17 protein-coding genes are annotated in these 16,641 nt (G+C 72.2%); 10 read left to right on the top strand and 7 right to left on the bottom strand.

The features are described from left to right. Window positions 1-89 precede the first annotated feature (89 nt). Window positions 90-677 (top strand): pyridoxamine 5'-phosphate oxidase family protein, encoded by a 588-nt coding sequence (locus tag ABZ865_RS31015; RefSeq protein ID WP_361237559.1) that lies wholly within the window; start codon window positions 90-92, stop codon window positions 675-677. Between the two features lie 3 nt (window positions 678-680). Beyond that, the gene (locus tag ABZ865_RS31010) at window positions 681-1,382 is read left to right on the top strand and encodes a L,D-transpeptidase family protein (RefSeq protein ID WP_361237556.1); all 702 of its coding nucleotides are present in this window, start codon (window positions 681-683) and stop codon (window positions 1,380-1,382) included. Window positions 1,383-1,719: 337 nt separating this feature from the next. On the opposite strand, the gene ABZ865_RS31005 is transcribed toward ABZ865_RS31010, so the two are convergent. Together ABZ865_RS31005 and ABZ865_RS31000 are read right to left on the bottom strand one after the other, a co-directional pair. Then, the gene (locus ABZ865_RS31005) at window positions 1,720-3,282 is read right to left on the bottom strand and encodes a HAMP domain-containing sensor histidine kinase (RefSeq protein WP_361238074.1); all 1,563 of its coding nucleotides are present in this window, start codon (window positions 3,280-3,282) and stop codon (window positions 1,720-1,722) included. 20 nt (window positions 3,283-3,302) lie between these two features. Continuing rightward, window positions 3,303-4,043, bottom strand: coding sequence for a response regulator transcription factor (locus ABZ865_RS31000; RefSeq protein ID WP_361237553.1), 741 nt, complete (start codon window positions 4,041-4,043; stop codon window positions 3,303-3,305). A gap of 158 nt (window positions 4,044-4,201) precedes the next feature. Here ABZ865_RS31000 and ABZ865_RS30995 point away from each other — a divergent pair, with 158 nt between their 5' ends. The 8 genes from ABZ865_RS30995 (at window position 4,202) to ABZ865_RS30960 (ending at window position 12,304) form a co-directional block, all read left to right on the top strand. Then, a complete protein-coding gene (locus ABZ865_RS30995; protein ID WP_361237551.1) occupies window positions 4,202-5,554 on the top strand; it encodes a ferredoxin reductase family protein in 1,353 nt (450 codons plus the stop codon). A 7-nt stretch (window positions 5,555-5,561) separates the two neighbouring features. Then, window positions 5,562-6,035 carry an FMN-binding protein gene (locus ABZ865_RS30990; protein WP_361237548.1) on the top strand — a complete coding sequence of 158 codons (474 nt, stop codon included), beginning with the start codon at window positions 5,562-5,564 and terminating at the stop codon, window positions 6,033-6,035. A gap of 58 nt (window positions 6,036-6,093) precedes the next feature. Next, window positions 6,094-7,476 (top strand): ferredoxin reductase family protein, encoded by a 1,383-nt coding sequence (locus ABZ865_RS30985; RefSeq protein WP_361237545.1) that lies wholly within the window; start codon window positions 6,094-6,096, stop codon window positions 7,474-7,476. A 16-nt stretch (window positions 7,477-7,492) separates the two neighbouring features. Next, window positions 7,493-8,341 (top strand): FMN-binding protein, encoded by an 849-nt coding sequence (locus ABZ865_RS30980; RefSeq protein ID WP_361237543.1) that lies wholly within the window; start codon window positions 7,493-7,495, stop codon window positions 8,339-8,341. Window positions 8,342-8,345: 4 nt separating this feature from the next. Continuing rightward, on the top strand, window positions 8,346-9,137 hold the full coding sequence (locus ABZ865_RS30975; RefSeq protein WP_361238071.1) for an FAD:protein FMN transferase: 792 nt from the start codon (window positions 8,346-8,348) through the stop codon (window positions 9,135-9,137). Window positions 9,138-9,274: 137 nt separating this feature from the next. Beyond that, on the top strand, window positions 9,275-9,493 hold the full coding sequence (locus tag ABZ865_RS30970) for a hypothetical protein (protein WP_361237540.1): 219 nt from the start codon (window positions 9,275-9,277) through the stop codon (window positions 9,491-9,493). A 79-nt stretch (window positions 9,494-9,572) separates the two neighbouring features. Next, entirely contained in the window at window positions 9,573-11,408 is a 1,836-nt protein-coding gene (locus tag ABZ865_RS30965) for an ABC transporter ATP-binding protein (RefSeq protein WP_361237537.1), read from the top strand. Next, complete coding sequence (locus ABZ865_RS30960; RefSeq protein WP_361237535.1) at window positions 11,405-12,304, top strand: serine/threonine-protein kinase; 900 nt, start codon at window positions 11,405-11,407, stop codon at window positions 12,302-12,304. The genes ABZ865_RS30965 and ABZ865_RS30960 overlap by 4 nt, the downstream gene beginning before the upstream one ends. A 24-nt stretch (window positions 12,305-12,328) precedes the next feature. Here ABZ865_RS30960 and ABZ865_RS30955 read toward each other — a convergent pair whose 3' ends face one another. The 5 genes from ABZ865_RS30955 to argB form a co-directional block, all read right to left on the bottom strand. Further along, window positions 12,329-13,102 carry a zf-HC2 domain-containing protein gene (locus tag ABZ865_RS30955; RefSeq protein WP_361237532.1) on the bottom strand — a complete coding sequence of 258 codons (774 nt, stop codon included), beginning with the start codon at window positions 13,100-13,102 and terminating at the stop codon, window positions 12,329-12,331. Beyond that, window positions 13,092-13,679: a sigma-70 family RNA polymerase sigma factor gene (locus tag ABZ865_RS30950; protein WP_361237529.1), complete on the bottom strand. Its 588-nt coding sequence runs from the start codon at window positions 13,677-13,679 to the stop codon at window positions 13,092-13,094. Before ABZ865_RS30950 ends, ABZ865_RS30955 begins: the two co-directional genes overlap by 11 nt. A 162-nt stretch (window positions 13,680-13,841) precedes the next feature. Beyond that, complete coding sequence (locus ABZ865_RS30945) at window positions 13,842-14,387, bottom strand: arginine repressor (protein WP_100825235.1); 546 nt, start codon at window positions 14,385-14,387, stop codon at window positions 13,842-13,844. A 7-nt stretch (window positions 14,388-14,394) separates the two neighbouring features. Then, window positions 14,395-15,591 (bottom strand): acetylornithine transaminase, encoded by a 1,197-nt coding sequence (locus tag ABZ865_RS30940; RefSeq protein ID WP_361237526.1) that lies wholly within the window; start codon window positions 15,589-15,591, stop codon window positions 14,395-14,397. After that, a complete protein-coding gene (gene argB / locus ABZ865_RS30935) occupies window positions 15,588-16,526 on the bottom strand; it encodes an acetylglutamate kinase (RefSeq protein WP_361237523.1) in 939 nt (312 codons plus the stop codon). Before argB ends, ABZ865_RS30940 begins: the two co-directional genes overlap by 4 nt. Window positions 16,527-16,641 lie beyond the last annotated feature (115 nt).

Here is a 16,641-nt window from a genome sequence, read left to right as displayed (position 1 = left end):
AACTCTGCATGGTTCGTCAATCGACACTCTTGAGACGGATGCGCGAAATCGTTAGACAGCCGAAGGAACTCCGTCGACAATCGTGAGACATGGGAAAGATCCATGAACGCATAGACGGCAGGCTCCGGACGTTCATCGAGGAGCAACCCCTCTTCTTCACGGCCACCGCGCCCCTCGCCGGCGACGGCACGGTCAACCTCTCCCCCAAGGGCCTCAAGGGCTCGTTCACGGTGCTCGACGAGTTCACCGTGGCCTACCTCGACTTCGCCGGCTCCAACGCGGAGACGATCGCGCACCTGCGGGAGAACGGGCGGATCACCCTGATGTGGTGCGCCTTCCAGGGCCCGCCGAACATCGTGCGGGTGCACGGCCGGGGCGAGCCCGTCTTCCGCGACGACCCGCGCTTCCCGGAACTGGTTGCCCGCTTCCCGGACATCGACCCGAGCCTCCACGGCCTGCGCGCGGTCATCGTCGTCCACGCCGAGCTGATCCGTGACACCTGCGGGTACGCCGTCCCCTACATGGCGTACGAGGAGGACCGCGACCTGCACGGGAAGCGCTTCGCGCGCGAGGACGACGCATCGCTGGACGCGTACTTCCAGAAGAAGGAGCACATCGGGGCGAGCCTGGATGGCCTACCCGGGCTGCCGCTCCCGCTTCCGCCCTCTAGCGTCTGAGCCATGCGCCCCAGTCTCGTCGTCGCCCTCGTGTCCGCGTCCCTCTGCACGCTGGGTCTCGCGCCCGACGCCTGTCCGGATCCGCTGCCCGCGCGGATGGCGGACACCGGCGGCGGCACCCAGCTGATCACCGCTCAGGCATCGTCCACGTCCGCCACGTCCGGCACCGTCACCTGGTGGGACCTGCGGGACGGACAGTGGGTCCAGGCGGGCACCGCCCCGGCCCGGTTCGGGGCGAAGGGGCTGGTGGAGGGGGCCACGCGAAAGCAGGGCACGAACACGACACCGACCGGGCTGTACGACCTTCCGTTCGGCTTCGGCATCAAGGCGGCGCCGAGCGGAACCCGCGTCACCTACCGTGCGGTGAAGGATAATTCCTGGTGGTGCCAGGACAACGACTCCACGATGTACAACCGTTGGGTGGAGCCGCTCCCCTCCGACTGCCGCTCCTCCCAGTCCGAGCACCTGATCAGCTATACGACCCAGTACGTGTACGGGCTCGTCATCGGGTTCAACTACGACCGGCCGGTGCGGGGACGGGGCGCCGGGATCTTCCTCCATGTGAACGGGCAGGGGGCGACGGCAGGTTGCGTCTCGGTGCCCGAGGACGCGATGCAGCAGATCCTGCGGTGGGCCGCCCCGGACCGGAAACCGCACATGGCGATCGGGACGGCGGACGGCACCACGGCGATCACGCGGTACTGAGCGCCCGGACTCCGCCTCCGAACGTCAGTCCAGCTGTGGGCCGCGCGCGAGACGCCGCTGTGGGGGCGGACGCGTCCGGAGGACCGACCCCTGGTCCGACGAGGCGTTTGCGGTGCGCCTGGTCGGCAAGCGGCTGCCCGAGGTGATGCCGGGGGACCCTGCCGCTGTCCGCCGTCGAGGTGGCGTTCCTCGTGGCGGCGCGGTTCCTGCGCGAGGCCGCGTGGGCCGACCGCGCGGGGACGGTGAGCGGCGGACTCTGGTGTCGGCTCGTACGGTCGTGTCGGTGAGCCCGGTCGGGAGTCGTGACCCGGGGACGGATGAGCCGGCCGCCCCCGGGTCACTCAGGGATTCGGGGCAGGCGGACGGTGAAGGTCGTGGAGCCCGGGGCGCTCTCCAAGGAGACAGTTCCGTCGTGTGCCTCCACCACGGCCGCCACGATCGACAAGCCCAGGCCCGCGCCGCCGCCGGAGGCATCCGGTCGGCGGCGGTGTTCCGCTCGGGTGAAGCGTTCGAAGACGTGCGGCCGGATGTCGTCGGGGACGCCGGGGCCGTCGTCGTGGACCGAGAGGCGGACGGTCTTGGTCTCGGTCTCGGTCTCGGTCTCGGTCTCGGTCTCGGTCTCGGTCTCCAGGGTCACCGTCACCTTTGTGCCGACAGGTGTGTGCAAACGCGCGTTGGTCAACAGGTTGGCCAACGCCTGGTGGAGGCGGTGGGCGTCGCCCGTGACCGTGACCGGTTCCTCGGGCAGGTCCAGGGTCCAGCGGTGGTCGGGGCCGGCGGCCCGGGCGTCGGTGACCGTGTCCAGGACCAGGCGGGTGAGGTCGACGGGGCGGCGTTCCAGTGGGCGGCCCGCGTCGAGGCGGGCGAGGAGGAGCAGGTCGTCGACCATCTCGCCCATGCGGGCGGACTCGGCCTTGATGCGGTGCAGGGCACGGGTCACCTCCGGCGGTACCGGGCTCGGATGCAGCAGGGCGAGTTCGGCGTGGCCGCGGACCGAGGCGACCGGGGTGCGCAGTTCGTGGCTGGCGTCGGCGGCGAAGCGGCGCAGCCGCTCCTCACTGGCGTGGCGCTTGGTCAGTGCGTCCTCGACATGGCCGAGCATGCGGTTGAAGGCCACGGCCATCCGGCCGACCTCGCTGTGCGGGTCGGTGTGCGGGGCGCGGGCCGGCAGCGCCACCTCGCCGCTGGCCAGCGGGAGTTCGCCGACCCGGGTGGCGGTGGCGGCGACCCGGCTGAGCGGCCTGAGGGACCAGCGGACCCAGAAGGCGCCCGCCACGCCGGTCACGACCAGCGCCAGGCCGAAGACGATCCCGGCGACCAGTTCCAGCCGGTGGACCGTGTCCTGGACCGGCTCCAGCGGCAGGCCGACGATCAGGACGTCGCCGTCCCGGCCGGGGGTCGCCACGACCCGGTAGTCGTCCAGTGCGGACAGTTCGACGGTGTGGGGTCTGCCGTCGGCCGGTATCGCGGCCAGCCGTGCGGCGTCCCGTGCCGTGAGGTCGACGGCGAGGTCGGCGGAGGGGTCGCCGCCCCGGATGAGGCCCTTGTGGGTGACGGTCCCGTTCAGCAGGCGGGCGCCGAAGGTGCCGGTGGCCATCCGGCGGGTGTCGCCCTGTTCGTCGCCGATGGGGGTCCCCCCGGTCGAGTCCTTTCGAGACTGGGGGAGGTCGTCCGGCAGGTGTCGGTCGTGCTCCAGGCTCTCCGGGAAGCGGGTGCCGACCTGGGCAAGTTGTTCGTCCAGGCGCTGGGTGAGGAAGCCGTTCAGTTCCACGACCGCGGCCACGCCGACGGCCGCGCAGCTCACCGCGAGCAGGACCACTAGGCCGACGGTGAGGCGGGCCCGCAGAGTACGGGGGCGGGGCAGCCGACGCGGCGTGCGGGGGCGGGGCACCCGGCCCAGCGGATTCGGGCGCGGCGGGTTCACCGGGCCACCGGCTTGAGTACGTAGCCCGCCCCACGCACGGTGTGGATCATGGGCTCGCGGCCCGCGTCCACCTTCTTGCGCAGGTAGGAGATGTACAGCTCGACCACGTGGGCCCGGCCGCCGAAGTCGTAGGACCACACCCGGTCGAGGATCTGGGTCTTGCTGAGCACCCGGCGCGGGTTGCGCATGAGGAAGCGGAGCAGTTCGAACTCGGTCGGCGAGAGTTCGATCAGCTCGCCGGCCCGGGTCACCTCGCGGGCGTCCTCGTCCATGACCAGGTCGCCCACGATCAGCCGGGGCCCCTCCTCGGCCCGGCGGGCCATGCCGGCGCGGCGCAGCAGTCCGCGCAGCCGGGCCACTACCTCCTCCAGGCTGAAGGGCTTGGTGACGTAGTCGTCGCCGCCCGCCGTGAGGCCGGCGACGCGGTCCTCGACGGCGTCCCGCGCGGTGAGGAAGAGCACGCACACGTCGGGCTTCACCTCGTGCAGGCGGCGCAGCACGGCGAAGCCGTCGGTGTCCGGGAGCATCACGTCGAGGACGACGGCGTCGGGCAGCAGCTCCCGTGCCGTGGCGAGGGCCGAGGCGCCGTCGCCCGCGGCGCGCACCTCCCAGCCCTCGTAGCGCAGGGCGCCGGTGAGCACCTCGGCGAGGTCGGGGTCGTCGTCGACGACGAGGACGCGCAGCGGGGCGCCGTCGGGGCGGGTGAGAGCGGGGTGACCGGAGCGGGTGGTGTTCATCGCGCCTACCAGCATCGCCCCTGTGGAGAGTGGCGGGCGGGCCGGGCACCTGTGAGTTTCCTCTGAGTCGGCTGGTGCGGCGGCGACTCAGAGCTCCCTCAAAGCTTCGGCACGCACAGTGGCCTCCTGGTCGGCGACGCGGGAACGAGGGACGACTGATGACCACGGTGGACGCGGGGCGGGTCGCCCCGCCCCGGCCCGGGACCGCACGGCGCTCCCCCGCGGGGCCGGTGCTGGCCGTGCTGTGGGCGGGAGCGGCGGCCGTGGTCGCGCTCTGGTGGGCGGACACGGGATCCGTGGTCGGTACGGCGGGCTGGCTGACCGGCGCCGGGCGGATCGCCGGGCTGCTGTGCGGGTACGCCTGCGCGGTGCTGGTCGGCCTGATGGCGCGGGTGCCGCTGCTGGAGGCGCGGATCGGCTCGGACCGGGTGGCGCGCTGGCACGCGATGGCCGGCCGGTACACCGTGTGTCTGCTGCTCGCGCACGCCGTGCTGATCCTCGCCGGGTACGCCGCGCAGGACCGCGCCTCGTTGTGGCACGAGACGGTCACCGTCGTCCTGGACTACCCGGACATGCTCAAGGCCACCGCCGGCACGCTGATCCTGCTCGCGGTCGGCGTCACCTCGGCTCGGGCCGTGCGCCGCCGTACCCGCTACGAGTTCTGGTACTACGTCCATCTGCTCACCTACGCCGCCGTCTTCCTCGCCTTCGGGCACCAGCTGGCGCTCGGCGAGCAGTTCACCGGCAGCCCGGCGGCCACCGCCGCCTGGTACGCGCTGTATCTCGGGGTGGCGGGCCTGGTGCTGTGGTACCGGATCCTCGCCCCGGTCCGGCTCAACCGGCGCCACCGGCTGCGTGTGGACTCGGTTCACCACGAGGCACCGGGTGTGTACTCGGTCGTCGTGCGCGGACGGCACCTGGACGAACTGGGGGCGCGGCCGGGGCAGTTCTTCCGCTGGCGGTTCCTGGGCGAGGGCATGGGCTGGACGTCGACGCCGTACTCCCTGTCCGCGCCCCCGCGTCCGGACCTGCTGCGCATCACCGTCAAGGCGCTCGGCGACCACAGCGCGGCCGTCCCGCTGCTCCGGCCGGGCACCAGGGTGTGGGCGGAGGGCCCGTACGGCTCCCTGACCACCGACCGCGCCGCCGGTCACCGCACCCTGCTGATCGCGGCCGGTGTCGGGATCACCCCGCTGCGGGCGCTGTTCGAGACGCTGCCCGGCGAGGTCACCCTCCTCTACCGGGCGCACACCGTCGAGGACCTGGCGCTGGGCGGCGAACTGGAGGCGATCGCCCGGTGGCGCGGCGCACGGGTGCTGTACGCGCTCAACGGGCCCCGGGGAGAACGGCCGGACATCACGGCCGAGTCGATGCGGGCGACCTTCCCCGGGCTGGCGGACCACGACGTGTACGTCTGCGGCCCGCACGGCTTCGCCCAGGACGTGTACGGCGCGCTGCGGGCGGCCGGGGTGCCGGACCGCCGTATCCACCACGAGTCGTTCGAGCTGTGAGGCCCCTGTGCACGCGTTGAACAAGAACCGTCCCTTCCGCCGTGTCGTGCTGGCGAGTGCGGCCACCGTCTCGGGGATGGTGCTGCTGCTGGCGCTGAAGCCGCACACCAGCCCCACACTGGTGACGGCCGACGCCAAGCCGCCCGCCGCGTCGAGCAGTTCGGCGCCCGGCACCACCTCGGGGACCACCGGCACCACCTCGGGGACCACCACCGCCACCGGGGACACCGTCCAGACCCGCTGGGGCCCGGTCCAGGTGCGGGTGACGGTCAAGGGCGGGACGCTCACGGACGTGACGGCGGTGCAGTACCCGCAGGACAACCCGCGCGACCAGGAGATCAACAGCTACGCCCTCCCCCAGCTGCGTCGTGAGGCGCTGACCGCGCAGAGCGCCGAGATCGACACGGTGTCGGGCGCCACGTACACCAGTGACGGCTACCGGCAGTCGCTCCAGTCCGCGCTGGACGCGGCGGGGCTCTGAACACTCAGCGCATGCGGCGCGTATCTGTGGGCGTAGGTCAAGTCCCCACGGAGGAACCGTGACCACCACGCTCGCAGGCGGTCGTGCCGCCCGCCGCCAGACGATGCGCCGCATCCGCCCGCGCCGTTCCCCGGCCGTCCCGCTGCTCCTCGCGGTCTGGGCGGGCGCGGCGGCCGTGCTGTGGCTCTGGTGGCACAACACCCCGTCCATCGCCGACGACAACGGCAGGATCCTGAACGCGGGCCGTATCACCGGCCTGCTCGCCGGCTACCTGATGGCGCTGGTCGTCCTCCAGATGGCGCGCGTCCCGGCGCTGGAGCGGCGCGTCGGCTCCGACCGGGTGGCCCGCTGGCACGCGATGAGCGGCCGGTACACGCTCTGCCTGGTCGTCGCGCACGTCTTCCTCACCATGTGGGGGTACGCGCTCCAGGCGGGCAAGTCGCTCGGCGACATCGTGCAGCAGACCATTGACTCCATCAACCAGCTGCCCGACATGGGCAAGGCCGCCATCGGCACGGGCCTGTTCGTGCTCATCGGTCTGACCTCGGTCGGCGGGATCCGCCGCCGGCTGCCGTACGACACCTGGTACCACGTCCACCTGCTGACGTATGCGGCGGTGTTCCTGACGTTCTGGCACCAGATCACCACCGGCAACGACTTCGCGGTGGAGCCCTCCGCCAAGACCTTCTGGTACGTGCTGTACGGCTCGGTGACCGCGCTGGTGATCTGGTACCGGATCCTCACCCCGATCCGGCTGAACCTCCGTCACCGGATGCGAGTGGAGGCGGTCATCGAGGAGACGCCGGGCATCGTGTCGGTGCTGATCGGCGGGCAGAAGCTGCACCGGATGGGCGCGGAGGCGGGCCAGTTCTTCCGCTGGCGGTTCCTCGCGCCCGGGATGCGGTTCAGCTCGCACCCGTACTCGCTGTCGGCGGCGCCCCGGCCCGACATGCTGCGGATCACGGTGAAGGCGATCGGCGACCACAGCGCCCGGCTGCGCGAGCTGACGCCGGGCACCAAGGTATGGGCGGAGGGCCCGTACGGCGCGCTGACCGCGCAGCGCCGCAGCCGAGGCAAGGTGCTGCTGGTCGCGGGCGGGGTGGGCATCACGCCGATGCGGGCGCTGTTCGAGACGCTGCCCGGGGCGGCCGGTGACATCACCCTGCTGTACCGGGCCAACACCACCCAGGACCTGGCGCTGTGGGACGAGCTGGCGGCCATCGCCGAGGAGCGGGGGGCCCGGCTGATGTACGCGGTCAACAGCCCGGAGGGCGAGCGCCCGGACATCTCCGCGGAGAACCTCCAGCGGAAGATCCCGGACATCGACCGGCACGACGTGTTCATGTGCGGCCCGCCCGGGTTCGCGCAGTCGGTGTTCGAGGCGCTGCGCGGCGCGGGGGTTCCCGCCCGCCGCATCCATCACGAGTCGTTCGAGATGTGAGCGGAGCTACGGAGAGATGACGAAGAGCCACCCCATTCGGCGCGTGGTGCTGGCCACCGCCGCCACCGTGTCCGGTGTCGTGCTGCTGCTGTCGCTCAAGCCCGCGACGGATCCGGCGGCGGCGTCGGCGGCGGGCGCGGCCCCGCAGCAGACGGCGGCGGGCCAGGGGGCGCCTCAGGGCGGTCAGCAGGGCGCGGCGGGGGTCGCCGGCGGCTCCGGCACGGTGACCGGGGACGCGACCCCGACCCAGTACGGGGTCGTGCAGGTGCGGCTGACCGTCGCCGACGGGAAGATCACCAAGGCCGAGGCGGTGCAGGCGCCCAAGGGCGGCACCAGCGACCAGAAGACCGCGCTCGCCGTGCCCAAGCTCAACCAGGAGGCCGTGGCGGCGCAGAGTGCGCGGATCGACGCGGTGTCCGGGGCGACGTACACGAGCACGGGGTACCGGAAGTCGCTGCAGTCCGCGCTGGACAAGATGAAGGCGTCCGCGTCCAAGTCGTCCAGCCCGTCCGGCTCGACCGGCTCGACCGGCACCGCGGGGTCGTCCTCCGGCTCTTCCACCGGGTCCGGTTCCGGCTCCGCCGCGGGACAGACCCGTACCGTCACCGGCAAGGTCGTCCGGACGCAGTACGGCCCGGTCCAGGTCCGCATCACGGTCAGCGGCGGCCGGATCACCGCGGCGTCGGCGATGCAGGCGCCCGAGGGCGGGCTCAGCAGCCAGAAGACCGCGCTCGCCGTGCCCCGGCTCAACCAGGAGGCCGTGGCGGCCGGAACCGCGGACATCGACGCCGTCTCCGGGGCCACCTACACCAGCACCGGCTACAAGCAGTCGCTGCAGTCGGCGCTGGACCAGGCCGGTGGCTGACGCGGTGGCCGAGCCGGCTGAAGCTCCCGCCGCGGTGCGTCATGCGGAGGAGGTCATGGGGACTGTCTTCTCCTTCGACGTCCGCGGCGGGGAACCCCGTGCGGTGCGGGAGGCGCTCGCGGAGGCGGTCGCGGGCCTGCACCGCGTCGACGCGCTCTTCTCCACCTACCGCGAGGACAGCGAGGTGTCGCGGCTGGTCCGGGGCGAGCTGACCGTGGACCGGTGCGCTCCCGAGGTCGCCGAGGTGCTGGAGCTTGCGGCCGAGGCGGAGCGGGTGAGCGAGGGGTGGTTCAGCGCGCGGTACCGGGGTTCCCTGGACCCCACCGGGATCGTCAAGGGCTGGTCCGCCGAGCGGGCGGCGCGGCCGCTGGCGGCGGTGGACGGGGTGTGCGGGGTGAGCGTGAACGGCGGCGGTGACGTCCAGCTGCTGGGCGCGCCGGAGCCGCAGCGGCCGTGGCGGGTCGGGGTGTCGGATCCGCTGCGCCCCGGTGGGCTGGCGGCGGTGATCTCGGCGGCCGGGGCGGACGAACTGTCGGTGGCCACCTCCGGTACGGCGGAGCGCGGGGCGCACATCGTGGATCCCCGTACGGGCCGGTCGGCGGTGACGGACCTGGTGGCCGTGACCGTGGTGGGGCCCCGGCTGACCTGGGTGGACTGCTGGGCCACGGCCGCGTTCGCGATGGGGTCCAGGGCGGGGCTGGCCTGGCTGGAGTCCCTGCCGGACGTGGAGGCACTGCTGATCACGGCCGGGGACGAGGTGCGGTGCACCGGGGGGCTGGCGGCGCGACTGGGCTGACCGCCGCGGCTCGCACCCCCTGTGCCAGGGGCCTCACCGCACCCTCTCGCTAGAATTTTGAACTTTTTCCCCGGAACGCCATCCAAGCCCCACTTTCGGACGTAGCTCTTGTAGAGCCCATTTCGGAAGGAAGGGATATGGCTATCTTCAGCAGTCTCCTGCCGGCCAAGGGCTGGCGCGGGGACGACGACACGTCGCGTCACGGCCACGGTGACCACGGCGACCACGGCGACCACGGCGACCACGGCGACCACGGCCACGGTCACAACCACGGTCACGGTCACGGTCATGGTCACGGTCACGGCGGCCACGGCCACGGCGGTCATGGCGGCCACGGCGGCCACGGCGGCTACTGACCACACACCCCCAAGGCCGAGCGGACCGGCGACCGGAGGACCCGGTCCGCTCGGCGTCTTCGCATGAGGTACGCATCCCATGGCGCACGTGTTGCGGCGTCTGCTGTCGGTGGGCGAGGTCTCCGACGGGGTGGTCGCGGCCGCTCCCGCGGTGTCACCGCGTGAGGTGTTCCGGCGGTTCTGGCCCTACACGCGCGGCGGCCGGCGCTGGCTCGTGCCCGTCGTGCTGTTCAGCGTGATCGGCCCCGTCATCGACGCCGTCGAGATCTGGATCTTCAAGATCGTCGTGGACGACGTGCTCGTCCCCCGGAACCTCAGTCCGTTCCTGTGGATCGCACCGGCCTATCTGGGGCTCATCGTCGGCTCCGGGCTGGTGGGTTTCGCCGACGACGTGATGTCCACCTGGGTCGGCGAACGCTTCCTGCTCGCTCTGCGCTCCGACGTGTTCCGGCACGTCCAGGGGCTCTCGCTCGGCTTCTTCGAACGCCGACGGCTGGGCGACGTCCTGTCCCGGGTAACCGGCGACGTCGACTCCGTCGAGACCTTCCTGCTGTCCGGCGTGGCCGACGCCCTCTACTACGTGATCCGGCTGGGCGTCTTCCTGGGCCTGCTCTTCTACCTGAGCTGGGACCTGACCCTGCTCGCGCTCTTCATCGTGCCGCTGTTCTGGGGGGCCGCCCGGCACTTCTCACGGCTGATCAAGAAGGCCTCGCGGGAACGCAGGCGGCTCAGCGGCGCGATCAGCGCGATCGCCGAGGAGTCGCTGGGCAACGTGGCCCTGGTGCAGGCGTACAACCGGCAGGGGTGGGAGCAGCACCGGTTCGACAAGGAGAACGTGAGCCGCTTCCGGGCGGCGATGGCGTCGGCGCGGATCCGGGCGGTGTACGGACCCGTCGTCGAGCTCATCGAGGTGGCCGGCGGCCTCGCGGTCATGGGCCTGGGCACCTGGAAGCTGACGCAGGGGCAGCTCACGCTGGGCGGGCTCCTGGTGTTCCTGGCGCTGATCGGCAATCTCTACGGCCCGGTCCGCGACCTGTCCCACCTCGGCACCACCTTCTACTCGGCCTCCGCCTCGGCCGAGCGGATCATCGAGCTGCTGGACCAGCGGCCGGAGGTCGCCGAGGCCCCGCGTGCCCTGCGGATCGGCCGGGCGCGCGGCGACGTGCGGTTCGACGGCGTCTGGTTCAGCTATCCGGGCACATCCTCCTGGGCGCTGTCGGACGTGTCGTTCCACGCGGCGCCGGGCGAGACGCTGGCGCTGGTCGGGGCCAGCGGGGCCGGCAAGTCGACCGTGGCCAAGCTGCAGCTGCGCTTCTACGACCCCGGCCGGGGGGTGATCCTGCTCGACGGGACCGATCTGCGGGACCTCAGGCTCGGCGACGTGCGCGAGAGTGTCGCGGTCGTGCTGCAGGAGACGCTCGTCTTCCACGGCACCGTGCGGGACAACATCGCCTACGGCCGACCGGAGGCGACGCAGGCGGAGATCGTCGCCGCGGCGCGCGCGGCGGACGCGCACGAGTTCATCGAGCGGCTCCCGGAGGGCTACGACACGATGGTCGGCCAGCGCGGCCGGACGCTGTCGGGCGGGCAGTGCCAGCGGCTGGCGATCGCCCGCGCGATGGTGCGGGACGCGCCCGTGCTGCTGCTGGACGAGCCGACCACGGGCCTCGACGTCGGCTCGGGCCGGCGGATCATGGAGCCGCTGCGCCGCCTGATGGCCGGCCGGACGACCGTCGTGATCTCGCACAACCTGCTGACCGTCCGCGACGCCACCCGCATCGTGGTCCTCGACCACGGCCGGGTTGTGGAGCAGGGCCCCCACGACGAGCTGCTCGCGCGCGGAGGGACGTACGCTGGGCTCCACCGGCTCAATGGCACGAGCGGGACCACGGCCCCGGGGAAGGTGCTGTCATGACGGCCCCCACCATCACTGAGGCCCCTCCCCTGCCACCGGGCACACGACCCGTCCGAGGCTACGAACTCCTCGCCCATCTGACGCGGACCGGCTGGCTCGACGTGTACGACGCCTGGAGCGGGGAACGGGACTGCCGCTGTGTGATCAAGACGGTGCGCCCGGATCGCCGGGGCGAGGAGCGGCTGGGCGAGCGGCTGCTGCGGGAGGGCCGGTGGCTGCGGGAGTTCACCCACCCCCATCTGGTCCGCGCCTACGACGTCTTCGACTCGCCCGAGCCGCTGGTCGTCCTGGAGACGCTGTCCGGTGAGACGCTGTCCCATCTCGTGCACCGGTTGCGGCACCGGCCGGCCGCGGCCGACGTGGCGCTCCTCGGGATCCAGCTGTGTTCGGCGGTCCACTACCTGCACGGCCGGGGCCTGCTGCACCTGGACCTCAAGCCGTCCAACGTGGTGGTGGACCGGGGTCATGCGAAGGTGCTGGACCTGAGCGTGGCGCGGCCGCCCGGGCTCGCGCCCGCGGGCCTGGGCACCTGCTGCTATCTGGCTCCCGAGCAGGCCCGTGGCGGCCGGCTCACGGCCGCCGCCGACGTGTGGGGCATCGGCATCACCCTGTACGAGGTCGCCTGCGGCGATGTGCCGTTCGCCTGCGGCGGGAGCGTGGACGAGCCCGGCACGGGGGCCGAGGCGGACGAGGGCGGCGGCGGCCCGGACGACTGGTATCCGCAAGCGGAGGAGTCCGCCCCGTCGATCCGGTCCCGGCGGCGTCTGCCGACCGCGCTCGCCGACGCCGTGGACGGCTGTCTCCTGGCCGATCCGTCCGCGCGGCCCACGGTCGAGGAGCTGGCCACCGCCCTGGAGGAGACGCTGCACGGCCCGCACCGCGTGCCCCGCGGCTGAGGCCGCCGGAAGCGCGGGGCCGGCTCACGCCTCCTCCGGGGTCTGCACGTGGCCGAGCTTCAGCTGGGCCGTGGCGAGGACGGTGCCGTCGGAGGACGTCAGGCGGGCGCCGGACACTCCGTTCGGGTACACGGCCTTCTTCACGGCCCAGTCTCCTTGTCCGTCGCGCACGGTGAAGTCGCCGACCCGGGCCGTCGTGCCGTCCGTGCGCTCCAGGAGGCAGGTGACCGTCCCGGTGAACGAGGCGTGCGGGCCCGTGAGATCGATGGTGACGAAGACCCAGCCGGAGGTGCCCGGGTGGACGTACATCTCGCCGATGTGCCGCGCCTCGTGAGCAGAGGTGAAGTCCCCGACCAGGACGGGCTCGGTCTCGACGGCGGGCGGCGGCGAGGCGGTGACCGACTCGACGGCGGTGCTGATCCCCCAGCCGGCCAGTCCGCAGGCGACGGCGAACGCGGCCACGGCCGAGGCGAGCCGCAGCCGGGCCCGGCGGGCGCGGCCGCGCAGGTCGTGACCGAGGCCGGACGCCTGCGTGTTCCGGCGGCGCTTTTCGTGTGCCGGGGCGTCCTGGGCCAGCCTGCGCGCCACCTTGGTCTCGAACCCGGGCGGCGGCGGACTGTCCGGCAGCAGGCCGATCAGCTTGTCCCCGACGACGGTCAGGTTCTCGACGTACTCGCGGCAGTCCGCGCACTGGTCCAGATGGGCGACCGCCTCGGCCCGTTCGCGGCCGGACAGCACGCCCAGCGCCAGCTCGGCGCCGATCTCGCGCATCTTTTCGCAGGTCACGTCACTGGACATGGTGGCCTCGGTTCGACGACGCGAGTGTCATGCGCAGCTTCGCCATCGCTGCCCTGATCCGCGTCTTGGCGGTGCCCAGCGGAATATCCTCCCGGTCGGCGATCTGCTGGGCGGTCAACCCGTAAATACCCGCCATCACCAGCGCACGGGCCTGTTCCCGGGGCAGCCGCGCCACGGCGGCCCGGAGCTGGGACGAGGCCTCGTCGGCCAGTGCCCACCGCTCGGGGGTCTCGGTGACGACGCCGAGCAGCCCTTCGAGGTCCTTGGGTGCCACCGGCTCCGTCCGCCGGGCGCGGACGGCGTCGATGGCGAGGTTGTGCGCGATGGTCGTCAGCCAGGTCGTGACCGACCCGCGGCGCGAGTCGTAGATCTGGGCGTGCCGCCAGGCGCGCTCGAACGTCTGCTGGGCGATGTCCTCGGCGAGCTGTGGGTCCCTGGTGACGGCCATGGCGACACCGAACACCCTGTGCTGGAACCTCCGTACAAAGGCGATGGCTATTTCCCGATCACCCGTGGACAACCCGGACAGCAGAGCCTCGTCCGGCAAGCGGTCCACAGGGAACCGATTTCCCGACACACCTCTGTATACGGCCGACCGCCGCCAAGGGATTTCCCCCCGGCCTCGGAAGATCACATTCCCATTCTCCGCCGACCGGTCGGAGCCCGCACGCGGGTCACTGCCCGGCCCGCCGGGGTCCGTGCCCGTCCTGGCGGCGTTTCAGTGCCCGTCCCGGCGGGATCAGTGCCCGTTCTGGGCGAGGCGCAGCAGGTGGTCCGCCAGCGCCTGCCCGCCGTCCGGGTTCCGGCTGATCAGCAGCAGGGTGTCGTCGCCGGCGATCGTCCCGAGGATGTCGTGCAGCTCGGCCTGGTCGATCGCGGAGGCCAGGAACTGGGCGGCGCCCGGAGGGGTGCGCAGGACGACGAGGTTGGCCGAGGCCTCGGCGGAGATGAGCAGCTCCTGGGACAGGCGCCGCATCCGCTCCTCCTTGGCGGACTCGCCCAGCGGAGCGCGCGGGGTACGGAACCCGCCCTCGCTCGGCACCGCGTAGATGAGGTCGCCGTCGTTGTTGCGGATCTTCACCGCGTTCAGCTCGTCGAGGTCGCGGGAGAGCGTCGCCTGGGTGACGCTCAGCCCGTCGTCGGCGAGCAGCTTCGCGAGCTGGCTCTGCGACCGCACCGGCTGCCGGTTGAGGATGTCCACGATCCGGCGGTGGCGGGCGGTGCGGGTCTGCGGCACGGCGGGTCCGGCACCGGCCGGCTGCTCGTGGTCCTGCGCCTGGCTCATCGTCGTCTCATTCTCCGGATCGTCCGTCCCCGCGGCTTGCGTCGAGGATGCCGGGGAGCGCCTGGAGGAAGGCGCCGGCCTCGTCGTCGCGGAGGTTGAGCGGCGGCATGAGCCGTACGACGTCGGGGGCGGGCGCGTTCACCAGGAACCCGGCCTCCTGGGCCGCCTGCTGCACCTGCTGCGCGTGCGGCCCGGTGAGCACGATACCCAGCAGCAGGCCCGCGCCCCGGACATGGTCGGTCAGCGGGTGGTTCAGCGCCTCGATTCCGTCGCGCAGCCGCTCGCTCTGCCGCTTCACGTTCTCCAGCAGGCCCTCGTCCGCGATGGTGTCGAGGACGGCGAGGCCCGCCGCGCAGGCGACCGGGTTGCCGCCGAAGGTCGTGCCGTGCTGGCCGGGCTGGAGCAGGTCGGCGGCGCGGCCGAAGGCGACGGTGGCGCCGAGCGGCAGCCCGCCGCCGAGGCCCTTGGCGAGCGTGACGACGTCGGGCAGGACGCCTTCGTGGGCCTGGTACTCGAACCAGTTGCCGGTGCGGCCGACGCCGGTCTGCACCTCGTCCAGGACGAGCAGCGCGCCGGTGGCGGCGGTGATCGCGCGGGCCGCCTTGAGGTAGCCGGCCGGGGGCACCACGACGCCGTTCTCGCCCTGGATCGGCTCGATGATCACCAGAGCCGTGTCCTCGGTGACCGCGGCGGCCAGGGCCTGCGCGTCGCCGTAGGGGACGTGGGTGACCTCGCCGGGCAGCGGCAGGAAGGGGGCCTGCTTGCCGGGCTGGCCGGTGAGGGCGAGGGCGCCCATGGTGCGGCCGTGGAAGCCGCCCGTGGTAGCCACCATGTGGCGACGCCCGGTCAGCCGGCCGATCTTGAAGGCGCCCTCGTTGGCCTCGGCGCCGGAGTTGCAGAAGTAGACCTTGCCGTCCCGGCCGAACAGCTGCAGCAGACGCTCGGCGAGGGCGACGGGCGGTTCGGCGATGAACAGGTTGGAGACATGGCCGAGGGAGGCGATCTGCCGGCTCACGGCCTCGACCACGGCGGGGTGGGCGTGGCCGAGGGCGTTGACGGCGATGCCGCCGACGAAGTCGACGTACTCACGGCCGTCGGCGTCCCAGAGCCTGGCGCCCTCGCCGCGGACGAGGGGCAGCCGCGGGGTGCCGTAGTTGTTCATGAGCGCGCCCTGCCACCGCGCGGTCAGTTCCTCGTTGCTCATGACTCCCCCTGTGTGTCCGGCTCGTCGGGCACGACCATGGTGCCGATGCCCTCGTCGGTGAAGATCTCCAGCAGGATCGAGTGCTGGACCCGGCCGTCGATGACACGGGCGGTGTGGACGCCGTTGCGCACGGCGTGCAGGCAGCCCTCCATCTTCGGCACCATGCCGGAGGACAGCTCCGGCAGCAGCTTCTCCAGTTCGGACGCGGTGAGGCGGCTGATCACCTCGTCGGAGTTCGGCCAGTCCTCGTACAGGCCCTCGACGTCGGTGAGGACCATGAGGGTCTCGGCGCCCAGGGCCGCGGCGAGGGCGGCCGCCGCCGTGTCGGCGTTGACGTTGTAGACGTGCCCGTCGTCCTGGGAGCGGGCGATCGAGGAGACGACCGGGATCCGGCCGTCGGCGAGCAGAGCCTCGATGGCGCCGGTGTCGATCTCGGTGATCTCGCCGACCCGCCCGATGTCGATCCGTTCGCCGTCGACCTCGGGCTGGTGCCTGGTCGCGGTGATGGTGTGCGCGTCCTCGCCGGTCAGGCCCACGGCCAGCGGTCCGTGCTGGTTGAGCAGGCCGACGAGTTCGCGCTGCACCTGTCCGGCGAGCACCATCCGGACGACGTCCATGGCGTCCTCGGTGGTGACGCGCAGGCCCGCCTTGAACTCGCTGACGATGCCGTGCTTGTCGAGGGCGGCGCTGATCTGCGGTCCGCCGCCGTGCACGACGACCGGCTTGAGCCCGGCGTGGCGCAGGAACACGACGTCCTGGGCGAAGGCGGCCTTCAGTTCCTCGTTCACCATCGCGTTGCCGCCGAACTTGATGACGACGGTCTTGCCGTGGTGACGGGTCAGCCAGGGCAGCGCCTCGATGAGGGTCTGCGCCTTGGGCAGGGCGGTGTGCTTGCGGGTCGGAGACTTTCGCTCTTCTGAGTGATTGACCGTCATAGCAGACTTTCGGAAAGATTCGGATCAGCCGCCGGGCGGGCGGTGTTGGCCTGCGGAGGCGATGTAAGACTCATCTCGGACTCGTCCGGGGCGAGCGGTCGCCGATGAAACAGGA

Source organism: Streptomyces sp. NPDC047085 (genome assembly GCF_040643735.1).
Taxonomy (GTDB): domain Bacteria; phylum Actinomycetota; class Actinomycetes; order Streptomycetales; family Streptomycetaceae; genus Streptomyces.
The sequence above is the reverse complement of the archived record's forward strand: the minus strand, read 5'-3'. Positions and strand labels throughout refer to the sequence as shown.